The following is a 13215-nucleotide window of genomic DNA, read 5'->3' on the forward strand; positions in this document are numbered from 1 at the left end:
GCGCCCTGTTCAGCGGGCCTCGAGCGTTTCGAGTTTTGCCGCGACGTCCAAACTGGACGCCATCGTCTTTTCCGACGGTTGGGTCGCCGCGCCCGTTTGCTGGGGCGCGGACAATTGCGCAAAGGTCTGTTGCTGGCCGAGCCAGGCCAGATAGTCCTGCTCGGTATCGACCATGACCACGCCATGCATCAGCGGATGTCCCTGGCCGCACAGCTCGGCGCACAAGACCTGGAAGGTTCCGGTCCGCGTCGGCGTGAACCAGAAATACGTCACCGATCCCGGGATCATATCCATCTTGGCGCGGAATTCCGGGATGTAGAAATCGTGCAGCACGTCGATCGAGCGCAACAGCACCTTGACCGGCTTGCCGACCGGCAGGTGCAGGTCCGCCGCCTCGACCACGACGTCGTCCTGGCCGTTCGGGTCGCCGGGTACGATGCCGAGCGGGTTTTCAGCCGAGACGATGCGGGTGTCGGAGGTGCCGAGCTTGCCGTCCTTGCCGGGCAGACGGAAGCTCCATTGCCATTGCTGGGCGACAACCTCGATATCGGCGGCCTCGCCGGGAACGTTGACGAAGCGGCTCCAGACGAAGAGGCCGGGAACCAGCAAGGCGGTGACACCGGCCGCCGTTGCGATCATCAGCCACGATTCGAGCCGCCTGTTCTCCGGTTGATATGCCGCGCGATTGCCTTCCCGATGCCGGAAGCGGAAGACGCAATAAGCCATAAAGAGCACGACAGCGGCAAAGACGATGCCGGTGATCCAAAAGCTGATGGTGATGGTGTTGTCGATGTAGTCCCAGTTCGAGGCGATGGGCGTCCACCACCATGGGCTCAGGAGGTGGAACAGCACCGAGCCCACAACGATCAAAACGAGTACAAGCACAATGGCCATGTCCCGTCCTCCCGGTATTTCACGGGAGCGCGAAGCATCCCAGGAAGATACCAAGTGCCATCATGCTTGATTTCCTGCTGAAATTCCAGAGCCGACTATCTGATGAGGCGACGATGTCCCGGCAATCCCGAAATGCCGGGCAAACGCCTCAGATCAGCAGCAAACCCTTCATCGAGGCGTTGCCCTTGCGGCCGATGATGATGTGGTCGTGCACGGCGATGCCGAGCGGCTTGGCCGTATCGATGATCTGCTTGGTCATCTCGATGTCCGCGCGGGAAGGTGTAGGGTCGCCAGAAGGATGGTTGTGCACCAGGATGACGGCGCTGGCTGAGAGCTCGAGCGCGCGCTTGACCACCTCGCGCGGATAGACCGGCGTGTGGTCGACGGTGCCGGTCTGCTGTACCTCGTCGGCGATCAGCCCGTTCTTCTTGTCGAGGAACAGGATACGGAACTGCTCGCGGTTCTCGAAGGCCATGGCGGAGCGGCAATAGTCGAGCAATTGCGTCCAGTTGGACAGGACTTCGCGGCCGCGCACCTCGCCGCGCGCCATGCGCTGGGCCGTCGCGGCGATGACCTTGAGATCGGCCGCAACGACCGGTCCGATGCCTTTGACTTCTTCAAGCAGGGATGCCGGCGCGCCGAGCACCTCGGCCAGCGAGCCGAAGCGGGCGATGAGCGCCTTGGCGATGGGCTTGGTGTCGACGCGCGGGATCAGCCGGAAGAGTAGCAGCTCGAGCAGTTCATAGTCGGGCAGGGCGTCCGGTCCGCCGGCGACAAAGCGCTCGCGCAGGCGGTCGCGATGGCCGTGATAATGCGGTTTCTCGGTAGGTGCCGCCTTCTTTTGCACTGCCTTAGGCGGTTCAATCCAGCCTTCGGAAAAGAATGCCCGCTCGTCCTCGACTTTGCCCATGGTCCGCCCGCTCCCCTCGGGCTTAGGTCGAAGTGCTACGCCGGCAGGCCGGGGCGGTCGAGCTTTTTCGGCGACAGCGTGAAGATCTCGCAGCCTGTGTCGGTGACGCCGATCGTATGCTCATACTGCGCCGACAGCGAGCGGTCGCGCGTGACTGCCGTCCAGCCGTCCGACAGCACCTTCACATGCGGCCGGCCGAGATTGATCATCGGCTCGACGGTAAAGATCATGCCCGGCCGCATCTCGACGCCTTCATTGACGGTGCCGTAATGCAGGATGTTGGGCGCGTCGTGAAAAAGCTGGCCGACGCCGTGGCCGCAGAAGTCGCGCACCACCGAGCAGCGCTCGGCCTCGGCATAGGTCTGGATCGCGGCGCCAATGGCGCCGGTGCGGGCGCCGGGCTTGATCGCGGCTATGCCGCGCATCAGGCACTCATAGGTCACTTCGAGCAAGCGCTCGGCGGCGCGCTTGATCGTGCCCACCGGATACATGCGCGAGGAATCGCCATGCCAGCCATCGAGGATATAGGTGACGTCGATGTTGACGATGTCGCCTTCCTTGAGCGGCTTGTTATCGGGGATGCCGTGGCAGACGACATGGTTGATCGAGGTGCAGGACGATTTGGTGTAGCCGCGATAATTGAGCGTCGCCGGCAGCGCGCCGTGGTCCATGCCGAATTCGAAGACGAAGCGGTCGATCGTTTCCGTGGTCACGCCGGGCTTCACAAGCGGCACAAGCTCGTCGAGGCAGCGCGCGGTGAGGTCGCAGGCCTTGCGCATGCCGGCGAAGCCGTCCTCGCCATAGAGGCGGATCTGACCGGTATTTCGAGGGGGAGCCGTGGAGGCGTCGAGATAGGTAACCATTTTGTCCGTTTGCCGGCGTAGGCTTCAAAGGAGCCGAACGCGAAAAATCTGCTCCAGATTTGGCACCGGAAGCCGCAAGGTTCAAGGACGAAGTGCGATTGCGGCCTCCATTGCGGCTTTCCTTCGGCCATCCCATGAGCTAGGTCGGGCCTTGGAATCCGGAGACTGACTTGACGGCGCCTGAACGCGAAAGATCGATGCTGCTGCCGGCCAGGACCGCTTTTGCGGGCCTGATGGCGCTGCTGATGCTCGCGCTGCTGGGCTTCGCTCAGGCCGAAATCTCCGCGTCCGCGACCCCGTTCTCGGGCGGTTCCAGCATCAGCGCCGTTCGTCAGGGCGATACGATCGCGCTGCTCAGAACGACCGGCAAGGCGCAGGCGCTTGAGATCCGGGCCAGCCGGCCGCTCGCGACAAAGCTCGTCGGCGGCAATTCCGGCGCGCTCGCCCATGCATCCGATTTCCTGGTTATCGGCCGGGCGTTGCCGTCCGAGATTAGCGCCACGCCCGTATCGGCAAGCGCTACCGCTTCGCGCACCAACCAACCGCGCGCGCCGCCGGCCGCGTGAAGCCTTAGCCGCTAGGCGCGGCATTCAAACCAAAAATTCCTTAGCGCCGCGATCCGGTGACGGCCGCCGGTCGTCCGCCGGTCGCGTGCGCGTCAGTTCGGATTCCGTTCAATGCAACGCATCAAGACATTCAAGACACTCACCTGCGCGGTCGCGGCGGCCTGCTTTCTGGCGGTCCAGGCGGCAATCTGCATCGGCACCGTCTACTGGGCCATTGCCGCCACCCTTCGCATGGAAGGAACGGCGGCGATCGTGCTCGGCGCCATCTTCGCGCTGCCGTCCGCTTATGTGCTGATGGTAGTTACCCGCATGGCCTATGATGCGGAGACCGACCCGGCTAACCAATAGCGGCAAGGGCGTGGAAGAGGGACAAGGGGCTGCGATGGCCGGCAGTACGGTGGAAATCCGGCATTGGCAATGCAGCCGGCATCGATGCGGACTGACCCGGATCCGCCGCACCGGCGAACCGGTTCTTCACCGCACTGAGGTCACATTTGCGAGTCAGAAGGCCGCAAAAGCAACTTTTCAGAACGAACGGCGTTGCTCCGGCTACGCCAGTTCGGGAGACAGGGGATGGACAGATTGCAATTCGAGGTGCCGGTGCGCATCACGCCCGCGCCCGGCCTGCCGATCGAGGAAATCTACAGCGTCGAGCAGGCGCTCGATTTCCTGCAGGATTGGCCGAAGCGCCGCCAAGGCAAGGTCTACGAAGCCGCGTTCAATGCCTGCTTCGGGGCGACGGTCGATGTGACCAGCGCCGAGGAGGCCTGCCGCGCGTTCGCAGCCTTCTGCGGCGTCAGCGGATTGCTGGCGAGGGACGCGATGTTTCCCGGCAAGCGTCGCAGCGGGGCAGGGACGTATCGCGAGGCGAGAGCGTAGATTTCGATCGGTTCAGCCGCCGAACGACACGCCCCGATAGCGCATTCCCACCTGCACGCCGCGCACGATCACGCGCGACAGGATTTCCATATCCAGGGGCATTTGCGGACGCCACACGTCGAGCAGGAGAGCGACGCGGGGCTGATCCGAATTGTTCATCACTTCGTGCTCGAACGTGTCATCCCACAGCAAGCATTCGCCGTCGGCGATGCGCCTTTCCTCATGATTGATCATCATGATCGTTGCCGGACGGCCGTCCGGCTGCTTGGGGATGACCAGGCCGAGATGGAACCGCATGATGCCGCGAAAGGGTCCGCGATGCGGCGGGATGTGCTTGCGCGGGGCGAGGAACGAGACGGCGGCCGATTTGACCTCGGGGCACTCCGAAAGCAGCCGGCTCAGGACCGGCATGCGCGTGAGGTTCGCCGGGATCGTCATGTCATAGGCCTTGAGCACGAACATGCGCCAGTCGAGACCGTCATTGGCCGAGATATTGGCCTGTTCCGGCATGATGTCGTGGAAGCGCGGCGCCTTGTTCAGCTTCGCCGCCAGCGCCTCATCGCGGATATCGCGCCAGGCGGCGGTGAACTTCGCGGCATTGGGAAAATGCGTGCCGGCATCAAGAATGGCCGGTGCATCTATGCGCTTTTCATAGATACGGCGGACCAGATTGGTTCCGAGATCGTAGGCGCCTGACATCTCATTACCTCAACCACGCTGTAATATAGTGGGATATCGCTTACGGGCCATCACTCACGGAGATTTGCTCGAGCCGTCAACACGGAGATGGACATCGCAAAGATGCGAATTTGGCGATACGATGTTTTTGCCAGGACGCCACCATGCCCGGACGCAAGCCTATGCTTTGCGCGGCAGCCATGCTCATTGCTGCTGCAAATTTCGCCAACGCCCGGTCCGACACTGCTTTACCGGTGCGAAGAGCCGGCTCCAATGGTTCCGGATTGACCGAAGGCCTGTGAGTTCTCCCGGCTTTCACGGAAGCCTCAGACACTGGCCGATACGGCTTACTTGACCTTTTGAATCTCCGGTTGAATTTCCGGGCTCGGCGTCTGATCAGTTGCCGGGGCCGGCGTGCAATCCGGGCCCTTGCAGTCCAGCACGGGATCGTCGGCCGGAGGAAGACAATTTTGCCCCTGGCAATGGACTGCTGGCGGCTGCGGCGTTGCTTGGCTATTCGGCTGGGCAGGCTGATCGTCTGCGTGAACGAGCGGCACGCCTGCCAGGCCGGTCATTGCCGCGCATAAGAGCGCTGTCCGAAGCATCTTCATTCCCGCCTCCACGGCTGAGAGCGGAGGGAATTTTACACTTTCGGGTCGAGGACGGCTCCTGTCGTCCGCGAACGGCGTTAACAGCGCGTTTCCGCTTGCGTCCTGTCTTGTTACCGACAAGGCACGACGCTGGCCCGCCATTCAGACCGGGCGTGGTTTATGGGCGCTGCTGCCGGCTTCGCCGGCGCTCAGTTGCGAGAGCAGCTTCAACACGATTTCCCGCAGCCATCGGTGCGTAGGATCGGTTGTATTGCGTTTGTGCCAGACGATGCAGATGAGGGCAGGATCGATCGGCATGGGCGGACTGTAGATCGCCAGCCCCAAGCGAGATGCTACCTTGCGCGCGAGCTGTTCCGGAACGAGAGCGACCAGATCGCCTCCCGCCACTGCGCTACAGACGCCGCCGAACACCGGCATCGTCATGGCCACCCGCCGTTCGCGCCCCATCCGGGCCAGCGCCGCGTCGCCCATGGCCTTGAGCTTGCCCTCGGGCGAGAAGACGACGTGGCCGAGGTCGCAGAAAAGGTCGATCGGAATGACGTCTCCGGGGCTCACCTTCGCCCGCTCGAGTCTTGGGTGCCCAGCGCGGGCGATCGTCACGAATGTCGACCGGAAGGCAGGAAGATAGTCGATCCAACTGGGGAAATCGACCTTGGGAACGAGGGCAAGGTCGATACCGTGGTTTTCGAGCGTGCCGACATAGTCGTCGGGCACAAGATCCACCAGTTGGATCAGTATTTTGGGAGCAAGCCCGGAGATTGCATTGGCCAGGGCAGGCATCAGCATCTCGGCAAAGAAATCCGAACCTGCGATCTTGAAGCTTTGCTCGGCTTCGGCCGGATTGAAGCTGCCAGGCCCGGCAAGCAGCGCCGACAGTTCATCGAGGATGCGGCGAAGCGGAAGCTCGAGGTTCCGGGCGTATTGTGTCGGCACGATGTGCTGTCCCTGGCGCACGAACAGCGGATCGCCGAGAAAATTCCGAAGTCGTCCCAAGCTGGCCGATATCGCCGGTTGCGACAGGCCGATGCGTTCTCCGGCCTTTACGGTCGATTGCTCGCGCAGCAGCGCGTCGAGCACCCGCAGGAGATTGAGGTCGAAGCTCGATAAATTCATTCGCCGAATATATTTTATAGTAGCTATCGATTTCAATTATGAAATCGGTTCTGGCAACTTCGCAGCATCGAAAATGGCGTCGGATCGCGGGAGGTTTCGGTGGCTGCGTCGGTACCCTACAGCGTCCAGTGGCTTGGCACGTCCTACCGGATTTGCCTCACGGCGGAGCAAACGGCCTCGCGGCTCGGAATGTTCGAAAGCCTCGATCAGCCCGGTTACGGTCCTCCGCGCCACATCCACAATAACGAGGACGAGACCTTCCAGATCCAGTCCGGCGAAGTAGAGTTCTGGATGAACGGTCAAACGCGCATGGTCGGCCCGGGCTGTGTCGTGCACGTTGCGCGCGGAATCGAGCATGCATTTCGGGTGATCGGCGATCGACCCGCCAGAATGCTCACCATCATGACGCCCGGCGGCTTCGAAGGCTTCTTCGTGGAGATGGCCAAACACAAGTGCCGAATCCCGAATGACATGGATCAGATCGCGGCAATCGGGGCGCGTTTCGGTCTGACCTTCACAGGCCCGCCTCTGGGCGCGGCTAGATAACTAACTGCGCGATAGCTAACTGCGCGTCCTTGGCGGCTCAGAGACGAGTTTCTTGAGGGAGTGCGAAAAATGGCTGAGCGATCTTCACGAGCTCGACCGCATCGCCGACAGCGCCATCCGCCTGGTGCGCGAGGAGGTGAACCAGGACGCGGTGGAACTGGACCGGCTGATCCGCGACATCGAGACCGAGATAACGGCGCTCCGGCGCGCTCGGCCTGCGCCGCCGCGCGCTGCGCAACCTGATTGTCAACGCTGCCACAACCCTGGAAGCTCTCGACGGCCATTGGTGCTGGCGACGAACTTACAGTCACGCTGAACGCAAAGAATGATCAGCTATTGCGTGAGTTCGTGAGCGGCGGATTTGCTGAAAAAGAGGTTTTGCTGTAGTCGGGCAGGTAATTTACTGCACGATATTTAATCACGATCACATGTCGGATTTCGCTTTTTATGTCGAGCCGAACTCTAACAGATTCCGGCGGCCGATATCAAATATGAGGGCCTTTTATCGAGTGCCCATCGAGCCGCGGATCGCAAAGTTCTTGTCGAGATGCAAAACAGCGAAGGCTTGAGCTTGATGCCTAGTCTAGTGAGAACCCGACATGTGTCGCAATTGACCCGGCTGCTTAGGTGGCCAGGCGTGCTGGCTTGCTGAGGGTGACTCCGCCCACATCCAACACACGCAGCGCGCCTTCCGCGACCGGGTCATTATACAGCAACGCGCGGAATCCCGTTTTCACCGGGGTTTCTTCGATCGGCACTTGATCAGGGTCGAAGATTGCCCGATTTGGCAAAGTCACGGGCATTGGCAGCGAGGTGATAGGGTCGAATGTCCGCTGACGGACGACGATAGAGAACGTTCCAGCATCCCCAAGGTCCGCGGACCAGACTGGCGTGCCAACCTTCGCCAGAATTCCCTCAAGTTTATCTGTGAAGCATTCAGACATGAAGATGCCGGCATTGCCGGGTTCGACTTGAAAGAGGGTGGTCGCTTTAGTGAAGTCCGATTGTTTGAAGTCGATATTGAAATAGATTGCAGGAAGCAGGATCGACACGGCTAACTGTGCAGCCTGCCATTCCCATCAGGCCGATCCCAGACGGTAATAGCCCGATTTGCAGCGGGATCGACGATTCCTAGCTCGACTAGACCCCGGTGAAATCCGTCTTCGAAAGCGTCCCTAAAGCGGCCACTCGCGTGCAAACTGATCTTGAGTGAACGGCCAGTTGCCGCTTGGGCGATGTAGAGGTCACGCTTATGGCTGGCAACAGTCCAGATGTACGAGCGCTTGCTGTCGATACAGCCGCCGACACGGCATTTCTCGGCCATTTTCTCAAGGAACTGAGCTATGGGCTCCTGACGTTTTTCTTCGTTCATTGCGGGCTCGCTTGCCTCTGCGTCCACTTACGTGGTCGCGGCCAGAGCAGCGTAAGGGGTGGACGCCTTAGCCATAGAGCGGCCCGACAGTTCCGCGTTGGGGTTTGCGTTGGGTGAACCGCCGGGCCTTAGCCGACTCGGTAGGGGTGGGTAGAGTCGGCTAAAGCGAGGCTAAATTAGCATCTATGCATTGATATAGGTTTCTATACCTTTTCCACCGATTTCCAGGCGCCGGAATGCGGTCATTGCGTAAAGGTTTGGTCAACTATCGCACATTAGAATTCGCTAATGCGCTTTACTTTGGTGCTCTTTTGTTGGGCTGCGTTCTTCGGCTGGGATTTGGCCGCCAACCATGGTGAATTCATGCTCGCGATCGGCCATGGGGTTTTTCGGCTCGTCCACATGACGGGGCTGGCTTGAACTAAGCTCATAAGTGCGGAGAGCGTTACTGACGGGCGGCGGTGGTGGTGGCAGCGAGGGTCTCGATGGCAGCCAATCTGTTCCGGGTGTCTTACTTCGTTAACCAGCGCGCCTGTGATGGGAGCCAGGAACGCGTTTGCGTGGCGAAATTCATTGTGACTGCGGAGACGATGAAAACCATGGCGGCAGAGACGTTCGGCCGTCAGGAGGCGCGGCGCCTGACCGGCGAGACGCATTCGGCAATCAACTAAACCACAATCTGCACCACCGATCTTTGAGCGGCCCGACGCCTCACGGTGGCGGGCACGCCAGTAACTAAAGTCCGAAAGAGAACACTTCGGGACGGCTCGTCTCGTAGCCAAGGCGGGGCTTGGAACTGCCAACCTCGGTCTGTGGTGAATTGGCGGTTCCGGTCGCAGTACAGTCAAGTTTGGCCGCTGCAGTCGCCTTGATCGACAGCCCTGCACATGTCTTTTGGGCAGTGAGCGTTGGCTTCTTGTCGTGGGCCACAGCGGCACTTGACGCCGCGAGAACGAGAGCCGCACAAACGATTGCCGTTTTCATAGCGTTACCCCTTCTTTAGCAACAGCTGATGAGAGGGTAACGTAACGTTAACGAACCGTCAACGCGACACCGGACCAAGCCGGATTTCGAGCCCGATATGGCCAAAGATTGGACAGAGTCGGCATAAGCGTCGCGAAGTACTTGAAACGACTGGTACGCCCAAGGGGAATCGAACCCCTGTTACCGCCGTGAAAGGGCGGTGTCCTAACCGCTAGACGATGGGCGCGCTCAGACGAAGCGGCTTATAATTGCGTTGTTGCCAACCGGCAACCCATCTGCCGCCACATGCGACAACTTTTTTCAAGGCGGCACAAAGGGGCGCTTGGCCGAAGCGCCAAATGGTTTCCCACTCCACCTGACAATGCACCTTGGAGATTGGCCGCAACGCCCCTCGCGATCCCCTCCAGACCAGGCCGAACGTATCAGTCGTCCTCGCCACCGCCGCTGCGGCGACGGCAGCGCCAGTTCCAGTCGCGCTCGGGGCCGACGTCGATATGGACGGATTCGGTGTGGCAATAAGTGCCGACGCCGCCGCGGCCGGGCATCGAGCGGACGTAGCTCGCCAGTTCCCATTTCGACACGCCGGGCAACTGGATGTCGGCGGCGGCGCAATACATGTGCAGCGAGTTCTTGGCACCGTTGGCGCGGCGGTTACGCGAGGGATCGCGATAGCCGGAGGTGACGATCATCTTGCGGCCGAAATGACCCTCGATCGTCTTCAGCACCCGTACCAGCGACGGCTTGAGGCAGGCGACGTCGACGCTTTCGTTCTGCTTCAAAAGACCGTTGGGCGCGAGCCTGGCCAAGCCGGCGGCCGACGCCACCTGGTAGGAACCGCCGCCGCCTTCGTCCTCGTTGAGGTCGACGTCGCTCTCGTCGTCGATGCCGGATTTGCGCTTGATCTCGAACAGCGCCGTCTGGCGCACGCCGGGAAGAGCGTCAGCGCCCGTGATGTGATTGCTCGGGTTGTCGAGCGAGGCCAGTTGCACCGGCTTTTCGGCCGGGGTCGCCGAGGCCAGCGTCACGATCGGCTTGGCCGGCGGCGGCGTGGTCTTGGCCTGCGCGGCGGGCTGGTCGCCGGAGCGCGCATTGTTGATTAGGGGGGCGGGGGCGGCCGAAGCCGGCGTGGTGCTGAACAGTGAGGCGAACAGGCTCTTCTTCGGCGCGGCGATCTGCGGCTGCGCCGGCTCGGCCGCGGTCACATAGACGCCGTTGCTCATGGCCTGCGTGGTCGCCTGCGCCTTCGACGCGACGGTGGCGGCATCGCCGGCGGCGACCTGCTTGGCGACGGCTAGCGTCTGTTCCGCCGTTTGCGCCTGCTGAACCAGCGGTTGCGGCGTGCTCCCGGCAATGGCCTGGGCGCCGGCAGGAATGGCGATGGGGAAGGTGCCGTCCGGCCGCGTCTCCGGCACATAGGCGACCTTCTCGGGCAAAGGCGCATCGCCCTCGCTCATCACGGTCGACGTCGCTTCGGCCGGCGCCGATGCCTGCAAGGACGAATCGGCCGAGGTCGCAGTCTTGGCGCTGGATGTCGCGCTCATTTCGCCGGCGGTTGAATTGTAGGCGGGCGAAACGACCGACATCGTCGGGTCGCCGGTCGATGTGCAGGAGGCCAGGAGCACGGAGAAAAGCGCTGCCGCAATGCTGCAGCTTCCCCTTCGTGCAAGACGCCAACCTGCTGATTTCAAAACAAATTCTCCCTCGATATCCGGTCGGTTCGTCATCGCCGCGCCACTCCAGTACCGCGCCGCGATAACCCTCCTGTTCCCAACCGGAAACGGGACGTGTGTCGAATCTGCAAGCCTCGGAATTATTCTGCGTCGGAAGGTGATTTGAGGCCGCCGAACGATTGACGCCACCATTTCGCCCTGTTTTGGCGGCCCGTCAACTCACCACACATTACAGCCCGTTACACACGCACCTTGACATAAGTGCCCGGCGCATCTCCCAAGGTTTTCATACGCTTGCCGGGTTTGCGGGCGGGGACGCGAATGTCGTCCTGGGCCTCGATCCAGTGTTGCCAGTGCGTCCACCATGAACCAGGATGCTCGTGCGCCGCGGCAAGCCACGCGCTGAAGTCGCCCACCGGCTTGCCGCCGGTCCAGTACTGATATTTCCTGGCGGTAGGCGGGTTGACGACGCCCGCGATGTGACCGGAACCCGCCATTACATACTCGACGTCGCCGCCGAAAAACTGCGATCCGAGGAACACCGAAAGCGCCGGCGCGATGTGGTCTTCCTTCGTGGCCAGGTTGTAGACGGGGATGGTGATGTCGGCCAGAGAGACCGTGCGCCCGGCAAGCTCCATTGTGCCGCGCGAGAGATTGTTCTCGAGATAGCAATTGCGCAGGTAGAATGAGTGATTGGCCGCCGCCATGCGCGTGGAATCGGAATTCCAGTAGAGCAGGTCGAAGGGCAGGGGCTCCTTGCCGCGCATGTAGTTGTTGACGACATAGGGCCAGATCAGGTCGCCCGAGCGCAGCATGTTGAAGGCGGTGGCCATCTTGGTGCCGTCGAGATAGCCCTTTTCGTTCATCGAGCGCTCGACCGCGGCGACCTGGTCCTCGTCGACGAACACCTTGAGGTCGCCGGCATAGGTGAAGTCCACCTGGGTGGCGAAGAAGGTGGCCGATCTGATGCGGTGGTCGCCTTCCTGCGCCAACAGCGCCAGCGCGGCAGCCAGGAGCGTGCCGCCGACGCAGTAACCGATGGCGTTGACTTCCTTTTCGCCGGTCGCCTTCTCCACCATGTCGAGGCCGAATTGCAGGCCTTCGCGGATATAGGCCTCCCAGCCCTTGGCCCCGTGACGCTCGTCGGGATTGATCCAGGAGATGACGAAGACGGTGTGGCCCTGCTCGATCGCCCAGCGGATGAAGGACTTTTGCGGGTTGAGGTCGAGAATATAGAATTTGTTGATCCATGGCGGGCAGATCAGCAGCGGCCGTCTCAGCACCGTCTCGGTTACCGGGTCGTATTGGATAATCTCGGCGACATCGCTGCGGCCAATGACCTTGCCGGGCGTGGTGGCGATGTTCTTGCCGATCTCGAAGGGCGTGTAATCGGCCTGGCGCAGCTTCAGGTCGCCCCGGCCCGCGGCGATGTCCTCGGCCAGCATCTTCATGCCGCGCACCAGGTTCTCGCCGTTCGAGGCCATGGTCTCGCGGAACAGCTCGGGATTGGTCAGGATGAAGTTCGACGGGGCGACCGCGTTCGACACCTGCTTGACGTAGAAGCTCGCCTTGTGGCGGGTGTGCTCATCCAGGCCCTCGGCATGCTCGACAAGCTCGTTCGCCCAGCGCGAGGTGACGAGATAGGCCTGCTTGAGGAAGTCGAAGAAGGCGTTGCGGCCCCATTCGGGGTCCTGGAAGCGCTTGTCGCCGCGCTCGGGCTGAACCGCGTCCTGTGGCGCTTCGGCGTTGGGATTGACCTTCTGGATGGCGTTCGCCCAAACGGTCATGTAGCCGGCAAACAGCCGCGTCTGCGCTTCGAGCGCGCGTTGCGGGTCGCCCAGCCAGTATTCCGAAAGCTTTGAGAAGGTCTTGACCATGTCGACGACGGGTTCGGCGACACGGTCGCGCACTTCGCCTTTCTCGCGCGGTTCCGCCCAGGCGGAAGCCGCCTTGCCAGCCTGCTCGACCATGCGCGCCATGTTCAGGGCGAAGCGCTCGGGATCCTTCACCAGATATTGCTCGATGGCCGAAGGTCCGCCATTTTCCGCTTTGTCCGAATCGTCAGGTTTGGACATGGTTCGCGGGGTTCCTCCCGGAGCGTTTTCTTGACATATTACCATGGGACATCT

The 13215-nt window shown here is 61.6% G+C and carries 15 protein-coding genes, 1 tRNA gene and 1 pseudogene; 6 read left to right on the forward strand and 11 right to left on the reverse strand.

The genetic code is table 11. The features are described 5' to 3' along the window. Nucleotides 1–9 precede the first annotated feature (9 nt). From CK219_RS01770 to map, 3 genes are all read right to left on the reverse strand, one after another. Nucleotides 10–894 (reverse strand): cytochrome c oxidase subunit II, encoded by an 885-nt coding sequence (locus CK219_RS01770; protein WP_095765042.1) that lies wholly within the window; start codon nt 892–894, stop codon nt 10–12. 148 nt (nt 895–1042) lie between these two features. Beyond that, nucleotides 1043–1804, reverse strand: a complete 762-nt coding sequence (radC, locus tag CK219_RS01775; RefSeq protein WP_095765043.1) for a DNA repair protein RadC — start codon at nt 1802–1804, stop codon at nt 1043–1045. A gap of 35 nt (nt 1805–1839) precedes the next feature. After that, nucleotides 1840–2667: a type I methionyl aminopeptidase gene (map, locus tag CK219_RS01780; RefSeq protein ID WP_095765044.1), complete on the reverse strand. Its 828-nt coding sequence runs from the start codon at nt 2665–2667 to the stop codon at nt 1840–1842. A gap of 197 nt (nt 2668–2864) precedes the next feature. Between map and CK219_RS01785 the strand changes: the two genes are divergently transcribed. The 3 genes from CK219_RS01785 to CK219_RS01795 all read left to right on the forward strand — a co-directional run bounded on the left by CK219_RS01785 (nt 2865) and on the right by CK219_RS01795 (nt 4112). Then, nucleotides 2865–3233: a hypothetical protein gene (locus tag CK219_RS01785; RefSeq protein ID WP_095765045.1), complete on the forward strand. Its 369-nt coding sequence runs from the start codon at nt 2865–2867 to the stop codon at nt 3231–3233. A 111-nt stretch (nt 3234–3344) separates the two neighbouring features. Further along, nucleotides 3345–3581, forward strand: a complete 237-nt coding sequence (locus tag CK219_RS01790; RefSeq protein ID WP_095765046.1) for a hypothetical protein — start codon at nt 3345–3347, stop codon at nt 3579–3581. Nucleotides 3582–3806: 225 nt separating this feature from the next. After that, nucleotides 3807–4112, forward strand: a complete 306-nt coding sequence (locus CK219_RS01795; protein ID WP_095765047.1) for a DUF982 domain-containing protein — start codon at nt 3807–3809, stop codon at nt 4110–4112. Between the two features lie 12 nt (nt 4113–4124). Here the strand turns inward: CK219_RS01795 and CK219_RS01800 are convergent, their stop codons facing one another. The 3 genes from CK219_RS01800 to CK219_RS01805 form a co-directional block, all read right to left on the reverse strand. Further along, entirely contained in the window at nt 4125–4811 is a 687-nt protein-coding gene (locus tag CK219_RS01800; protein ID WP_095765048.1) for an aspartyl/asparaginyl beta-hydroxylase domain-containing protein, read from the reverse strand. Between the two features lie 326 nt (nt 4812–5137). Then, nucleotides 5138–5401, reverse strand: coding sequence for a hypothetical protein (locus CK219_RS31020; RefSeq protein ID WP_141245281.1), 264 nt, complete (start codon nt 5399–5401; stop codon nt 5138–5140). Between the two features lie 141 nt (nt 5402–5542). Beyond that, a complete protein-coding gene (locus CK219_RS01805) occupies nt 5543–6514 on the reverse strand; it encodes a LysR family transcriptional regulator (RefSeq protein WP_095765049.1) in 972 nt (323 codons plus the stop codon). Between the two features lie 99 nt (nt 6515–6613). Here CK219_RS01805 and CK219_RS01810 point away from each other — a divergent pair, with 99 nt between their 5' ends. Both CK219_RS01810 and CK219_RS01815 read left to right on the forward strand, forming a co-directional pair. Beyond that, nucleotides 6614–7060 (forward strand): cupin domain-containing protein, encoded by a 447-nt coding sequence (locus CK219_RS01810; RefSeq protein ID WP_245340367.1) that lies wholly within the window; start codon nt 6614–6616, stop codon nt 7058–7060. Between the two features lie 37 nt (nt 7061–7097). Next, nucleotides 7098–7320, forward strand: a pseudogene (locus CK219_RS01815) (two-component sensor histidine kinase); the annotation flags it as partial. Between the two features lie 363 nt (nt 7321–7683). On the opposite strand, the gene CK219_RS01820 reads toward CK219_RS01815, so the two are convergent. Both CK219_RS01820 and CK219_RS01825 read right to left on the reverse strand, forming a co-directional pair. Continuing rightward, complete coding sequence (locus CK219_RS01820; RefSeq protein WP_095765051.1) at nt 7684–8112, reverse strand: hypothetical protein; 429 nt, start codon at nt 8110–8112, stop codon at nt 7684–7686. 2 nt (nt 8113–8114) lie between these two features. Beyond that, nucleotides 8115–8432, reverse strand: a complete 318-nt coding sequence (locus CK219_RS01825) for a hypothetical protein (RefSeq protein WP_141245282.1) — start codon at nt 8430–8432, stop codon at nt 8115–8117. A 485-nt stretch (nt 8433–8917) separates the two neighbouring features. Between CK219_RS01825 and CK219_RS31025 the strand changes: the two genes are divergently transcribed. Next, nucleotides 8918–9103, forward strand: a complete 186-nt coding sequence (locus CK219_RS31025; RefSeq protein ID WP_141245283.1) for a hypothetical protein — start codon at nt 8918–8920, stop codon at nt 9101–9103. A gap of 464 nt (nt 9104–9567) precedes the next feature. On the opposite strand, the gene CK219_RS01830 is transcribed toward CK219_RS31025, so the two are convergent. From CK219_RS01830 to phaC, 3 genes are all read right to left on the reverse strand, one after another. Next, a tRNA-Glu gene (locus tag CK219_RS01830) sits at nt 9568–9642 on the reverse strand. 196 nt (nt 9643–9838) lie between these two features. Then, entirely contained in the window at nt 9839–10999 is a 1161-nt protein-coding gene (locus CK219_RS01835) for a YcbK family protein (protein ID WP_245340368.1), read from the reverse strand. Nucleotides 11000–11325: 326 nt separating this feature from the next. Beyond that, nucleotides 11326–13161: a class I poly(R)-hydroxyalkanoic acid synthase gene (gene phaC, locus CK219_RS01840; protein ID WP_095765054.1), complete on the reverse strand. Its 1836-nt coding sequence runs from the start codon at nt 13159–13161 to the stop codon at nt 11326–11328. Nucleotides 13162–13215 lie beyond the last annotated feature (54 nt).

Origin of the sequence: Mesorhizobium sp. WSM4313 (genome assembly GCF_002294725.1) — a bacterium.
Classification (GTDB): Bacteria; Pseudomonadota; Alphaproteobacteria; order Rhizobiales; family Rhizobiaceae; genus Mesorhizobium.

Bases quoted from the DNA above. Each gene is read 5' to 3' on its own strand.
- map (WP_095765044.1), bottom strand. From the start codon at position 2,667: ATGGTTACCTATCTCGACGCCTCCACGGCTCCCCCTCGAAATACCGGT.
- CK219_RS31020 (WP_141245281.1), bottom strand. From the start codon at position 5,401: ATGAAGATGCTTCGGACAGCGCTCTTATGCGCGGCAATGACCGGCCTG.
- CK219_RS01800 (WP_095765048.1), bottom strand. From the start codon at position 4,811: ATGTCAGGCGCCTACGATCTCGGAACCAATCTGGTCCGCCGTATCTAT.
- CK219_RS01790 (WP_095765046.1), top strand. From the start codon at position 3,345: ATGCAACGCATCAAGACATTCAAGACACTCACCTGCGCGGTCGCGGCG.
- CK219_RS31025 (WP_141245283.1), top strand. From the start codon at position 8,918: ATGGCAGCCAATCTGTTCCGGGTGTCTTACTTCGTTAACCAGCGCGCC.
- CK219_RS01825 (WP_141245282.1), bottom strand. From the start codon at position 8,432: ATGAACGAAGAAAAACGTCAGGAGCCCATAGCTCAGTTCCTTGAGAAA.
- phaC (WP_095765054.1), bottom strand. From the start codon at position 13,161: ATGTCCAAACCTGACGATTCGGACAAAGCGGAAAATGGCGGACCTTCG.
- CK219_RS01785 (WP_095765045.1), top strand. From the start codon at position 2,865: ATGCTGCTGCCGGCCAGGACCGCTTTTGCGGGCCTGATGGCGCTGCTG.
- CK219_RS01805 (WP_095765049.1), bottom strand. From the start codon at position 6,514: ATGAATTTATCGAGCTTCGACCTCAATCTCCTGCGGGTGCTCGACGCG.
- CK219_RS01795 (WP_095765047.1), top strand. From the start codon at position 3,807: ATGGACAGATTGCAATTCGAGGTGCCGGTGCGCATCACGCCCGCGCCC.
- CK219_RS01770 (WP_095765042.1), bottom strand. From the start codon at position 894: ATGGCCATTGTGCTTGTACTCGTTTTGATCGTTGTGGGCTCGGTGCTG.
- radC (WP_095765043.1), bottom strand. From the start codon at position 1,804: ATGGGCAAAGTCGAGGACGAGCGGGCATTCTTTTCCGAAGGCTGGATT.
- CK219_RS01835 (WP_245340368.1), bottom strand. From the start codon at position 10,999: ATGTCGGTCGTTTCGCCCGCCTACAATTCAACCGCCGGCGAAATGAGC.